This is a genomic window from Superficieibacter sp. (genome assembly GCF_032071645.1).
Taxonomy (GTDB): domain Bacteria; phylum Pseudomonadota; class Gammaproteobacteria; order Enterobacterales; family Enterobacteriaceae; genus Superficieibacter.
The window spans coordinates 41,290-53,676 of the sequence record NZ_DAMAPU010000019.1 but is presented as its reverse complement, the minus strand read 5'-3'; the positions used below and the strand labels follow the sequence as shown (position 1 = coordinate 53,676).

General features: G+C 58.7%; 12 protein-coding genes. 8 read left to right on the top strand and 4 right to left on the bottom strand.

Annotated elements, in window-relative coordinates; all coding sequences use genetic code 11:
- Positions 1-5: 5 nt before the first annotated feature.
- Genes fhuC through fhuB form a run of 3 tightly spaced genes read left to right on the top strand, consistent with a single transcriptional unit; the run spans position 6 to position 3,672 of the window.
- Positions 6-803 carry a Fe3+-hydroxamate ABC transporter ATP-binding protein FhuC gene (gene fhuC, locus RT197_RS20445; protein ID WP_312953023.1) on the top strand — a complete coding sequence of 266 codons (798 nt, stop codon included), beginning with the start codon at positions 6-8 and terminating at the stop codon, positions 801-803.
- Positions 803-1,693, top strand: a complete 891-nt coding sequence (fhuD, locus tag RT197_RS20440; RefSeq protein WP_312953022.1) for a Fe(3+)-hydroxamate ABC transporter substrate-binding protein FhuD — start codon at positions 803-805, stop codon at positions 1,691-1,693. The genes fhuC and fhuD overlap by 1 nt, the downstream gene beginning before the upstream one ends.
- Complete coding sequence (gene fhuB / locus RT197_RS20435; RefSeq protein ID WP_312953021.1) at positions 1,690-3,672, top strand: Fe(3+)-hydroxamate ABC transporter permease FhuB; 1,983 nt, start codon at positions 1,690-1,692, stop codon at positions 3,670-3,672. Before fhuD ends, fhuB begins: the two co-directional genes overlap by 4 nt.
- Before the next feature lie 51 nt (positions 3,673-3,723).
- Here the strand turns inward: fhuB and hemL are convergent, their stop codons facing one another.
- Positions 3,724-5,004: a glutamate-1-semialdehyde 2,1-aminomutase gene (gene hemL, locus RT197_RS20430; RefSeq protein ID WP_312953020.1), complete on the bottom strand. Its 1,281-nt coding sequence runs from the start codon at positions 5,002-5,004 to the stop codon at positions 3,724-3,726.
- 165 nt (positions 5,005-5,169) lie between these two features.
- On the opposite strand from hemL, the gene clcA reads away from it, so the two are divergent.
- From clcA to erpA, 3 genes are read left to right on the top strand one after another with little or no spacing between them, the layout of a single operon-like run.
- Positions 5,170-6,549: a H(+)/Cl(-) exchange transporter ClcA gene (gene clcA, locus RT197_RS20425; RefSeq protein ID WP_312953019.1), complete on the top strand. Its 1,380-nt coding sequence runs from the start codon at positions 5,170-5,172 to the stop codon at positions 6,547-6,549.
- Positions 6,550-6,572: 23 nt separating this feature from the next.
- Positions 6,573-6,638 carry a small protein YadW gene (yadW, locus tag RT197_RS22045; RefSeq protein WP_409529707.1) on the top strand — a complete coding sequence of 22 codons (66 nt, stop codon included), beginning with the start codon at positions 6,573-6,575 and terminating at the stop codon, positions 6,636-6,638.
- On the top strand, positions 6,631-6,975 hold the full coding sequence (gene erpA / locus RT197_RS20420; RefSeq protein WP_097162931.1) for an iron-sulfur cluster insertion protein ErpA: 345 nt from the start codon (positions 6,631-6,633) through the stop codon (positions 6,973-6,975). The genes yadW and erpA overlap by 8 nt, the downstream gene beginning before the upstream one ends.
- A gap of 28 nt (positions 6,976-7,003) precedes the next feature.
- Here the strand turns inward: erpA and RT197_RS20415 are convergent, their stop codons facing one another.
- The 3 genes from RT197_RS20415 to mtnN are packed head-to-tail and all read right to left on the bottom strand — an operon-like array spanning position 7,004 to position 9,106.
- Positions 7,004-7,615 (bottom strand): TRIC cation channel family protein, encoded by a 612-nt coding sequence (locus RT197_RS20415; RefSeq protein WP_312953017.1) that lies wholly within the window; start codon positions 7,613-7,615, stop codon positions 7,004-7,006.
- A gap of 2 nt (positions 7,616-7,617) precedes the next feature.
- On the bottom strand, positions 7,618-8,415 hold the full coding sequence (gene btuF, locus RT197_RS20410) for a vitamin B12 ABC transporter substrate-binding protein BtuF (RefSeq protein ID WP_312953016.1): 798 nt from the start codon (positions 8,413-8,415) through the stop codon (positions 7,618-7,620).
- Positions 8,408-9,106, bottom strand: a complete 699-nt coding sequence (gene mtnN / locus RT197_RS20405) for a 5'-methylthioadenosine/S-adenosylhomocysteine nucleosidase (RefSeq protein ID WP_312953015.1) — start codon at positions 9,104-9,106, stop codon at positions 8,408-8,410. The genes btuF and mtnN overlap by 8 nt, the downstream gene beginning before the upstream one ends.
- A gap of 83 nt (positions 9,107-9,189) precedes the next feature.
- Here mtnN and dgt point away from each other — a divergent pair, with 83 nt between their 5' ends.
- Together dgt and degP are read left to right on the top strand one after the other, a co-directional pair.
- A complete protein-coding gene (gene dgt, locus RT197_RS20400) occupies positions 9,190-10,701 on the top strand; it encodes a dGTPase (RefSeq protein WP_312953014.1) in 1,512 nt (503 codons plus the stop codon).
- A gap of 132 nt (positions 10,702-10,833) precedes the next feature.
- Positions 10,834-12,267: a serine endoprotease DegP gene (gene degP / locus RT197_RS20395; RefSeq protein WP_312953013.1), complete on the top strand. Its 1,434-nt coding sequence runs from the start codon at positions 10,834-10,836 to the stop codon at positions 12,265-12,267.
- The last annotated feature ends 120 nt before the right edge of the window (positions 12,268-12,387 follow it).

Genomic DNA, 12,387 nt, shown 5'->3' with positions numbered 1-12,387 from the left:
CCACTATGCACGAAAAGATAGCTCAACCCGATACCACATTCGCGCTCTCCGGCGTTACCTTCCGGGTACCGGGGCGCACGCTGCTGCATCCGCTCTCACTGACGTTCCCGGTGGGAAAAGTGACCGGGCTTATCGGGCATAATGGTTCCGGTAAATCCACCCTCCTGAAGATGCTGGGACGCCACCAGCCGCCGTCGGAAGGCGATATCCTGCTTGACGATCAGCCGCTGGCAAGCTGGAACAGCAAGGCGTTCGCCCGCAAGGTGGCCTATCTGCCGCAGCAGTTGCCGCAGGCCGAGGGGATGACGGTGCGCGAACTGGTGGCCATCGGGCGCTATCCGTGGCACGGTGCGCTGGGGCGTTTTGGCCTCGCGGACAGAGAAAAAGTGGAAGAAGCGATTACGCTGGTGGGATTAAAACCGCTGGCGCACCGGCTGGTGGACAGCCTTTCCGGCGGCGAACGCCAGCGGGCGTGGATCGCCATGCTGGTGGCGCAGGACAGCCGCTGCCTGCTGCTCGACGAGCCTACCTCGGCGCTGGATATCGCCCATCAGGTAGACGTGCTGGCGCTGGTGCATCGCTTAAGCCAGCAGCGCGGGCTGACGGTGATCGCCGTGCTGCACGATATTAATATGGCCGCCCGCTACTGCGATTATCTGATCGCCCTGCGCGGCGGCGAAATGATCGCTCAGGGTACGCCGGAAGCGCTGATGCGCGCCGAAACGCTGGAGCAGATTTACGGTATTCCAATGGGTATTCTGCCGCACCCGGCAGGCGCGGCCCCGGTGAGTTTCGTTTACTGATGGCTGGCGGAACTTCACTCACTCGTCGGCGTTTGCTGACCGCGATGGCGCTCTCACCGCTGATGTGGCAGATGGGAAGGGCGGAAGCGGCAACCTACGATCCCCATCGCATCGTGGCGCTGGAGTGGCTACCGGTTGAACTGCTGCTGGCGCTGGGCGTTATGCCGTACGGCGTGGCGGACGTGCAAAATTATAATTTGTGGGTCAACGAGCCTTCATTGCCTTCCTCGGTTATCGACGTCGGCCTGCGCACCGAACCGAACCTCGAACTGCTGGCGCAGATGAAACCTTCCTGTCTGGTGTGGTCTGCGGGTTACGGTCCGTCGGATAAACAACTGGCCAAAATCGCGCCGGGGCGCGGGTTTTCCTTCAGCGATGGCAAAAAGCCGCTGGCGAAAGCGCGACAGTCGCTCCAGGAAATGGCGCAGATGATTGGCCGGGAAGCGCAGGCACAGACGCATCTTAATGAATTCGATCGGTTTATTGATTCACTGATCCCACGCTTTGCCCAACGCGGCGACCGTCCACTGCTGATGATCACCGTGATGGATGTGCGCCACGTGCTGGTGTTTGGGCAGAACTGCCTGTTCCAGGAAGTGCTGGATCGGTACGGCATTAAAAACGCCTGGCACGGGGAATCAACTTTCTGGGGCAGTACGCCCATCGGCGTGGATCGGCTGGCGGCGTTTAAGGATGTGGACGTGTTGTGTTTCGATCACGGTAATGATGCCGAAATGCGCCAGCTCGCGGCCACCCCGCTGTGGCAGTCGATGCCGTTTGTGCGCAGCGGACGTTTTCAGCGCGTGCCAGCGGTATGGTTTTACGGGGCGACGCTCTCCGCCATGCATTTCGCCCGCGTGCTGGATCGCGCGCTGGGAGGAAACGCATGAGACAACGCATCGCGCCATTTCCTGCCGCACTGCTGGTGGTGCTGTTTATCGCCGCGCTGGCGCTGACCGGGTTTAACTTCACCCAGGCGCTGCCGCGCGCGCAGTGGCATGAGGCGCTCTGGCAGCCAAATATCGACGTGGTGGAGCAGATGCTGTTCCACTACAGCCTGCTACCGCGCCTGGTTATTGCGCTGCTGGTCGGCGCGGGGCTGGGGCTGGTTGGCGTGCTGTTTCAGCAGGTGCTGCGTAACCCGCTGGCTGAACCGACCACGCTTGGCGTGGCGACCGGGGCACAGCTCGGCATGACGATCACCTCGCTGTGGGCGATCCCCGGCGTGCTGGTTTCACAGTTTGCAGCGCTGGCGGGGGCCTGTATCGTCGGCGCGCTGGTCTTTGGCGTGGCGTGGGGGAAACGGCTTTCGCCGGTGACGTTAATTCTCGCCGGGCTGGTGGTGAGCCTGTACTGCGGCGCGATCAACCAGCTGCTGGTGATTTTCCATCATGACCAGCTACAAAGTATGTTCCTGTGGAGTACCGGCACCCTGACCCAGACCGACTGGAGCATTGTGCAGCGCCTGTGCCCGCAGCTGCTGGGCGGCGTGATGCTCACGCTGTTACTGCTGCGTCCGCTAACCTTGATGGGGCTGGACGACGGCGTCGCCCGCAATCTCGGTCTGGCGCTGTCCCTCGCCCGGCTGGGGGCGTTAACGCTGGCTATCGTGTTAAGCGCCCTGCTGGTCAACGCGGTGGGGATTATTGGCTTTATCGGCCTGTTTTCGCCGCTGCTGGCCAAAATGCTCGGCGCGCGGCGGCTGATTTCCCGCCTGCTGCTGGCTCCGCTGATTGGTGCGCTGATCCTCTGGCTGTCCGATCAAATTATCGTCTGGCTGACCCGCGTCTGGATGGAAGTTTCTACTGGCTCGGTCACGGCGCTGATTGGCGCACCGCTGCTGCTGTGGCTGTTGCCGCGCCTGCGCAGCATGACCGCGCCCGCGATGAACGCCAGCGACAGCGTGAGCGCCGAGCGTCAGCACGTCCTGCGTTTTGCGCTCATCGGCCTGGTGCTCCTTTTGCTTGCCGTCTTTGCCGCGCTGTCGTTGGGTCGCGACGCGCAGGGCTGGCAGTGGGCCAGCGGTGATACGCTGAATGCGCTGATGCAGTGGCGCTGGCCGCGTATTCTCGCCGCGCTGTTCGCCGGAGTACTGCTGGCGGTGGCGGGATGTATTATCCAGCGGCTGACCGGCAACCCGATGGCCAGCCCGGAAGTGCTGGGGATCAGTTCCGGCGCGGCCTTTGGTATTGTGCTGATGCTGTTCCTGGTGCCGGGTAATGCGTTCGGCTGGCTGCTGCCAGCGGGAAGCCTCGGTGCGGCGGGCACCCTGATGATCATTATGATTGCTGCCGGGCGCGGCGGTTTTTCACCCCACCGAATGCTGCTGGCAGGGATGGCGCTGAGTACCGCGTTCACCATGCTGCTGATGATGTTGCAGGCGAGCGGCGACCCGCGCATGGCGCAGATCCTGACGTGGATTTCCGGCTCGACCTATAACGCAACGGAACAGCAGGTCATGCAGACGGCGGTGATTATGGTCGTGCTGCTGGCTATCGTTCCGCTGTGCAGTCGCTGGCTGACCATCCTGCCGCTCGGAGGCGACACCGCCCGCGCGGTGGGCGTGGCGCTGACGCCATCGCGTATTGGGCTGCTGCTACTGGCATCGGCGCTGACCGCGACCGCCACGCTGACCATTGGACCGCTTAGTTTTATCGGTCTGATGGCGCCGCATATTGCCCGAATGCTGGGCTTCCGCCGGACGCTTCCGCACATCGTCATCTCGGCGTTAATCGGCGGGCTGATTCTGGTCTTCGCCGACTGGTGCGGCAGAATGATCATGTTCCCGTTCCAGATCCCGGCCGGGCTGCTGTCGACGTTTATCGGTGCGCCGTATTTCGTTTATTTGTTGCGTAAGCAGAGTCGGTAGGACGTTAAGAAAGGGCGGCAGAGGAGGGCGCTAATTAGCACCCTCCCACAATTATAGCTGGGCGAATACCCGACGCGCGGCGTCGATGGTGTTATCAATATCCACTTCGCTATGCGCCACCGACATGAAGCCCGCTTCAAAGGCGGACGGTGCCAGGTAAACGCCTTCTTCCAGCATCAGATGGAAGAAGCGCTTAAAGCGCTCAACGTCGCAGGCCACCACGTCCTGATAGCAGGTCACCGTCTGCGCATCAGTAAAGAAAATGCCGAACATGCCGCCTACGTGATTAACCACCAGCGGAATGCCCGCTTCCTCAGCCGCGCTGCGCAGACCGCTTGCCAGCTGTGTGGTGAGCGCGTCGAGAGTAGCATGGATACCCGGCTGGGCGACTTCGGTCAGGCAAGCGAAGCCTGCGGCCATCGCGATCGGGTTGCCGGAAAGCGTTCCCGCCTGGTAAACCGGGCCGGTCGGTGCCAGCGCGTCCATCACTTCACGGCGTCCACCAAATGCGCCAACCGGCATTCCGCCGCCAATGATTTTACCGAGGCAGGTCAGGTCCGGCTCCACGCCGTAGTGCGCCTGCGCGCCCGCCAGCGCCACGCGGAAGCCGGTCATGACTTCGTCAATAATCAGCAGCGCGCCGAACTCGTCGCACAGCGTGCGCAGGCCGGGCAGGAAATCCGGCTGCGGCGGGATACAGTTCATATTGCCCGCCACCGGCTCGACGATGATGCAGGCGATATCCTGCGGGAACTGTTCGAACGCCTCGCGCACCGACGCTAAATCGTTATAGGTGCAGGTCAGGGTATGCTTCGCAAAATCCGCTGGTACGCCCGGAGAGTTTGGCTGGCCGAGAGTCAGCGCGCCGGAACCGGCTTTCACCAGCAGGCAGTCGGCGTGACCGTGATAGCAGCCTTCAAATTTGATGATTTTGTCGCGCCCGGTAAAGCCGCGCGCAAGGCGGATCGCGCTCATGGTCGCTTCGGTGCCGGAGTTGACCATCCGCACCATATCCATCGTCGGCACCAGTTCAGTCACCAGCTCCGCCATTTTGACTTCCATTTCAGTCGGCGCACCGAAGCTTAAACCGCGCTGGGTGGCTTCAATCACCGCATTGCGGATCGCCGGATGATTATGCCCCAGCACCATCGGACCCCAGGAACCAACGTAGTCGATATAGGCTTTGCCATCGACGTCATACAGATACGCGCCGTCCGCACGTTCAATGAACAGCGGCGTGCCGCCGACACCGGTAAAGGCACGAACCGGGGAGTTGACTCCACCGGGGATCACCTGGCGTGCGGCGCTGTAGAGGTTTTCAGACTTGCTCATGGCTTCATTCCTGGTTAACGAAAAATTAATCACTGTCATTCTAAAGTATTCCGGCAAGGTTATGAAAGTTTTGCCCAATTGAAGCATTACAATTTTCAGGGGATTTTTACACAGGCGGCGGGTAGAATGCGGCTCCTGCACGGTCTTACCCATAAATGATTAGCGATGAAAGCTGAAACCTCTTCTTTTGAAACGCAGCAAAGGGTGCGTCTGCGTCGTGGTAAACAGATCCGCCAGCTCCTCCAGCGGGATAAAACGCCGCTGGCTATTTTACTGCTGGCGGCGCTGGTCGGCATTCTCGCCGGGCTGGTGGGCGTGGCCTTTGAAAAGGCGGTGAACGGCGTTCAGCACCTGCGTAGCGAAACGCTGGCCAGCGTGAACGGCATCGGCATCTGGCCGCTGGCATTTATCCTTTCCGCGCTGCTGGCGATGGTGGGCTATTTTCTGGTGCGCAAATATGCCCCGGAAGCGGGCGGCTCCGGCATTCCTGAAATCGAGGGCGCGCTGGAAGAGCTGCGTCCGGTACGCTGGTGGCGCGTGCTGCCAGTCAAGTTTATCGGCGGGATGGGCACGCTGGGCGCGGGGATGGTACTGGGTCGTGAGGGACCGACCGTACAACTCGGCGGTAATATCGGGCGAATGGTGCTGGATATCTTTCGCCTGAAGAGCGCAGAGGCCCGCCATACGCTGCTGGCAACCGGCGCGGCGGCGGGGCTGTCGGCCGCGTTTAACGCGCCGCTGGCGGGCATTTTGTTTATCATTGAAGAGATGCGCCCGCAGTTTCGCTACAGTCTGATTTCCATTAAGGCCGTGTTTACCGGCGTGATCATGTCAAGCATTGTCTTTCGCCTGTTTAACGGCGAAGCGGCGGTCATTGACGTCGGCAAGCTGAGCAATGCCCCGGTTAACACGCTGTGGCTGTATCTGATCCTCGGCATCATTTTTGGCGGCGTTGGTCCGCTGTTTAACGCGCTGGTACTGCGGACTCAGGATATGTTTCAGCGCGTCCACGGCGGTAATATCCTTAAGTGGGTACTGCTGGGCGGGCTGCTTGGCGGCATGTGCGGGGTGATTGGGCTTATCGATCCTGAAGCGACCGGCGGCGGATTTAATCTGATCCCGCTGGCGGTGGCGGGGCATTACGGCATTGGCCTGCTGCTGGTGATCTTTCTGACCCGCGTCGCCACGACGCTGCTTTGTTTTTGTTCCGGCGCGCCCGGCGGGATTTTCGCTCCGATGCTGGCGCTGGGCACGCTGCTGGGGACGACCTTTGGCATGGCGGCGGCGGGCATTTTCCCGGCGTATCATCTGGATGCCGGAACCTTCGCCATCGCCGGGATGGGGGCGCTGCTGGCGGCCTCAGTGCGTGCGCCGCTGACCGGGATCGTGCTGGTGCTGGAAATGACCGACAATTACCAGCTCATTTTGCCAATGATTATTACCTGCCTCGGCGCGACACTGTTAGCCCAGTTTGTCGGTGGAAAACCGCTATACTCCACCCTGCTTGCCCGCACGCTGGCAAAGCAGGCGGACGAGAATACTTGAACGAATTACCAGGGTATTAGATAATGCCCATCATGGTTGGGTTAATATTTGCCCAATTACCGATGTCGTTGGGAGCAAAAAATGAGTGATGACGTAGCGCTGCCGCTGCAATTTACAGACGCAGCCGCCAGCAAAGTAAAAAACCTGATTGCCGATGAAGATAACCCGAATCTGAAACTGCGCGTCTATATCACCGGTGGTGGTTGCAGCGGCTTCCAGTATGGTTTTACCTTTGACGATCAAATCAACGATGGCGATATGACCATTGAGAAGCAGGGCGTTGGCCTGGTGGTTGACCCGATGAGCCTGCAATATCTGGTTGGCGGCTCGGTAGATTACACCGAAGGGCTGGAAGGCTCGCGCTTTATCGTGACCAACCCGAACGCGAAAAGCACCTGCGGCTGCGGGTCGTCGTTCAGCGTATAATTCTCTGACCCGGCCTGTTCAGGTCGGGTTAATCCAGCGCAAAGGTTGGCAGCTTCAGATGCCAGCGGATCGCCGCCAGGCGGATCGTCAGCGTAACCACCATCCCCATCATACTTGCACTCTCCAGCGGCACCGCAAACGTGTAGAACGCGGTGGCGTGAACAATGCCGCCAATAATACAGGCGGTGGCGTAAATTTCAGTACGCAGGATCATCGGGATTTCACGCGCCAGCACGTCGCGGATGATGCCGCCGCCCACGCCGGTCACTACGCCCATGCACACTGCTACCAGCGGGCCGGTTTCAGCGAGAAAAGCTTTGTTGACGCCAATCCCGACAAACACCGCCAGGCCGACGGCATCCAGTACCGGCAGGATCCATTTCGGCAGGCGGCGCGGCTGGCGTACCAGCAGAATGGTCAGCATACTGGTCACCATCGCCACCACCAGATCGGTCGGATCTCTCACCCAGAATACCGGGCCGTGTGCCAGCGCCATATCGCGAATGGTCCCACCGCCGACCGCAGTCACTACGCCCAGCACCAGCACGCCGAACGGATCCATCCGTAATTTTCCTGCCAGCAGTACGCCGGAAATAGCGAATACGGCAGTACCAATGATATCAAGCCAGTAGACGAGCATGGTTAATTTACCTGTGAGAGCGCAGCGCAGAGTTGTTTTGCGGCGAGGATAATACGCGGGCTTGCGCGCTCAAACCAGTCGCCGTTAAGGGAAATCAGCGGGATTTTTAGCTGGTTGCGCCAGAACTGCTGGATTTTCGGAATTTCGCCCGCGCTGGCCGTGGTGATAATCGCCTGCGGCTGACGCGCCAGCACCTGTTCGCGACTGACCTGCGGCCAGGGGACGCGGCTGTCGGCAAAGATATTGTCGCCACCGCAGACTTCCAGCACCTGGTTCTGAATGGAGCCCTTGCTGCTGGTAAACAGCGGCGTCAGGCCAAATTGCAGGAAGACGCGTTTTTTCGGCTGTCGGGCATAGCGCATTTTGAGGGCGTGATAATCGTTCAGCAGCGTTTGCGCCGCCTGCTCCGCCTGCCGGGGCGCCGGGCTGAACGCGGCAAGCTGGCGCAGGGCCGCGGCAATTTGCTCAATCGAGTTGCTCTCCACCCACACCACGCGAATGCCGAGAGCGCTCAGTTGATTCACCTGGCGCTCGGCGTTACCGCCGCGCCAGGCGAGCACCACATCCGGTTTTAGCGCCACGATGCGCTCCAGATTCATCCCCTGCCAGGTCGCCACCTGTTCAATCGTGGCGGCCTGCGGGGGATAATCGGAGTAGCTGCTGACCGCCACCGGCACGATCCCGGCGGCGAACGCCAGCTCGGTATTGGCGGGAGAAAGCGAAATGACGCGCGGCGCGGCGAACAGCCACGCGGGCAAGAGCAGCAGCAGAGCAGCTGCTCTTAACAGGACGTTAGCCACGCGCCAGTTTCTGCACCAGCGTTTCGACCATCAGCGTGGACTGCTTCGCGGCCACCACCAGGAACTCGTCAAAGCTCAGGTGCGACTGCTGATCAGCCACGTCGGAAATGGCGCGGACCACCACAAACGGGGTGCTGAAATTATGGCAGACGTGGGCAATGGCAGTGGCTTCCATTTCAACGGCAATCGCCTGCGGGAAGTTATGACGGATTTTCGCCAGCGCGACCGAGCCGTTGATAAAGGCATCGCCGCTGACAATCAGCCCGCGCACCGCGTTAAGGTTAAGTTCGCGGATACACTCTTCGGCGGCGGCAACCAGCGCTTCGTCGGCTTTAAACGCTGCCGGGCAGCCTGCCATTTGACCGTATTCGTAGCCAAACGCGGTGACGTCGGCATCGTGATAGCGCGCTTCATCGGAAACGACGATATCGCCCACTTTCAGCGTCGGAGCCAGACCGCCCGCCGAACCGGTATTGATGATGACATCCGGTTTTGCGTGCTCCAGCAGCAGCGTTGCGCCCATCGCCGCCGAAACCTTACCGATCCCTGAACGCAGCAGCGCAACATCGGTGCCGTGCAGCTGGCCGGTATAAATTTCGCATCCGCCTACGCTTAGGGTCTGACGGTTGACGATTTTGTCACGCAGCAGCGTAACTTCTTCTTCCATAGCACCAATAATGCCAATTTTCATTGATTTACTCGCGATGTGTCAGGTTTAAAGGCATAGTCTATCATGCGGGTAAGCAGAAGCGCATTTCTCGCGCGGGAGAGAATATGGCACACATCGATTTCCGTAGAAAAATTAACTGGCATCGCCGCTACCGTTCGCCCACCGGAGTGAAGACGGAGCACGAGATCCTGCGCATTTTTGAAAGCGATCGCGGGCGGATCATTAACTCTCCGGCAATCCGCCGTCTGCAACAAAAAACCCAGGTTTTCCCGCTGGAGCGTAACGCGGCGGTGCGTACTCGCCTGACGCACTCAATGGAAGTGCAGCAGGTAGGGCGCTATATCGCCAAAGAGGTGCTCAGTCGTCTTAAAGAACAGCGTCAGCTTGCCGCCTGTGGTCTTGATGAACTGACCGGGCCTTTTGAGAGCATCGTGGAGATGGCCTGCCTGATGCATGACATCGGCAATCCGCCGTTTGGGCATTTTGGCGAGGCGGCAATTAACGACTGGTTCAGCCAGCGTCTGACTCCCGCTGATGCCGCCAGGCCGCCGGATGAAGACCTCTGCCAGGTTGCGGCGCTGCGCGTGCGCGAAGGCGAGGAAAGTCTGAACGATCTGCGCCGCAAAGTGCGCCAGGATTTGTGTCATTTTGAGGGCAATGCCCAGGGCATTCGCCTGGTGCAGACCCTGATGCGGATGAATCTGACGTGGGCGCAGGTCGGCTGTATTCTGAAATATACCCGTCCGGCGTGGTGGGCGGAGGAAATTCCGCCGTCGCATAATTATCTGATGAAAAAGCCGGGCTATTATTTGTCAGAGGAAGCTTATATTGAGCGGCTGCGCCACGAGCTTGAATTGGCTCCCTTCAGCCGTTTTCCTCTGACATGGATTATGGAGGCGGCGGACGATATTTCATATTGCGTCGCTGACCTCGAAGATGCCGTAGAAAAACGTATTTTCAGCGTTGAGCAACTTTATCAGCATTTACACGACGCCTGGGGCACGCATGAAAAAGGCTCGCTGTTTGCGCAGGTCGTTGAAAATGCATGGGAGAAATCCCGCTCTAATTCCTTAAGCCGCAGTACGGAAGACCAGTTCTTTATGTATTTGCGGGTCAATACCCTGAATAAACTGGTGCCGTATGCGGCGGCGCGCTTTATTGATCATCTGCCTGAAATTTTTGACGGCGAATTTAATCATGCGTTACTTGAGGACGACAGCGCGTTCAGCCAGCTGCTTGAGTTATATAAAAGCGTCGCGGTGCAGCATGTATTTAGCCATCCCGATGTCGAACAGCTTGAATTACAGGGCTACCGCGTGATCCGTGGCCTGCTGGAGATCTATCAGCCGTTATTACAGTTATCGCTGGCGGATTTCAGCGAGCTGGTGGAAAAAGAACGGCTGCGGCGTTTGCCGATTGAATCACGCCTGTTTCATAAACTTTCCACGCGCCATCGGCTGGCATATGTGGAAGCGGTGAATAAACTTGAGCGTGAGAGCGCGGAGTTTCCGGTGCTGGAATATTACTACCGTTGCCGTCTGATCCAGGATTACATCAGTGGAATGACCGATCTGTATGCCTGGGATGAATATCGCCGCCTGATGGCGGTGGAATAAGCGCTAAGATTTGTAAAGACGGACAATAAATTTTTACTTTTTCCAGTCACTTAATTGCGGAACTTCGCGCTATAAAGTGAATCTGAACATCACACATAGCGGCTTGCATTAACTGAAATTGAGACGGAAAAGATGAAAAAGACCACATTAGCAATGAGCGCACTGGCATTCAGTTTAAGTTTGGCGTTATCCCCGCTGGCGAGCGCAGAGGCCACTGCGCCGACGGCGACGGCGACCGCGCAGCAGATGCCGAGTCTGGCTCCGATGCTTGAAAAAATCATGCCTTCTGTAGTGAGTATTAACGTTGAAGGCAGCACCAGCGTGAATACGCCACGTCTGCCGCGTAACTTCCAGCAGTTCTTCGGCGATAATTCCCCTTTCTGTGAGGACGGCTCGCCGTTCCAGAACTCGCCGTTCTGTCAGGGTGGCGCGCCGGGAGGCAACGGCGGGGGCCAGCAGCAACAGAAATTTATGGCGCTCGGCTCCGGGGTTATTATTGATGCAGCTAAAGGTTATGTGGTCACCAACAACCACGTCGTGGAAAACGCCACGACGATCAAAGTTCAGTTAAGCGATGGTCGTAAGCTCGACGCGAAAATGGTGGGCAAAGATCCGCGTTCTGATATCGCCCTGATCCAGATTCAGGAGCCGAAAAACCTGACGGCGATTAAACTGGCGGATTCCGACGCGCTGCGCGTTGGCGACTATACGGTTGCTATCGGGAACCCGTTTGGTCTCGGTGAAACGGTCACCTCCGGGATCGTCTCCGCGCTGGGCCGTAGCGGCCTGAACGCGCAAAACTATGAAAACTTTATCCAGACCGATGCGGCGATCAACCGGGGTAACTCCGGTGGCGCGCTGGTTAACCTGAACGGTGAACTGATCGGCATCAACACCGCGATTCTGGCACCGGACGGCGGCAACATCGGCATCGGTTTTGCTATTCCGAGCAACATGGTGAAAAGCCTGACCTCCCAGATGGTTGAATTTGGTCAGGTGAAACGCGGCGAGCTGGGGATTCTCGGCACCGAACTGAACTCCGAACTGGCGAAAGCGATGGGCGTTGATGCCCAGCGCGGGGCGTTTGTCAGTGAGGTGATGCCAAACTCTGCGGCGCATAAAGCCGGGATTAAAGCCGGGGACGTGATTACCTCCCTTAACGGTAAGCCTATCAGCAGCTTTGCCGCGATGCGTGCCCAGGTTGGCACGATGCCGATCGGCACCAAAATCACCCTCGGCCTGCTGCGCGACGGCAAACCGCTTGAGGTAAGCCTGGAGCTTCAGCAGAGCAGCCAGAATCAGGTCGATTCCAGCACCATCTTTAACGATATCGAAGGCGCGGAAATGAGTAATAAAGGCCAGGATAAAGGCGTGGTGGTCAATACCGTCAAAGCCAACTCTCCGGCAGCTCAAATTGGCCTGAAGAAAGGTGACGTGATTATCGGCGCCAACCAGAAAGCGGTTAAAAATATCGCTGACCTGCGGAAAATTTTCGAAGGCAAACCGAGCGTGCTGGCGCTGAATATTCAGCGCGGCGACTCCACTATTTATCTGCTCCGACAGTAATCCTTCAGCCCCTCCTCTCGTCAGGGGAGGGGCTTCAACTCACAATTTGTGAGGCTCGCCACAACTCCATACTTCTCTCCTTGCCTTTGTGCATTTGCACAATGCAGCGCCGTGCTATCT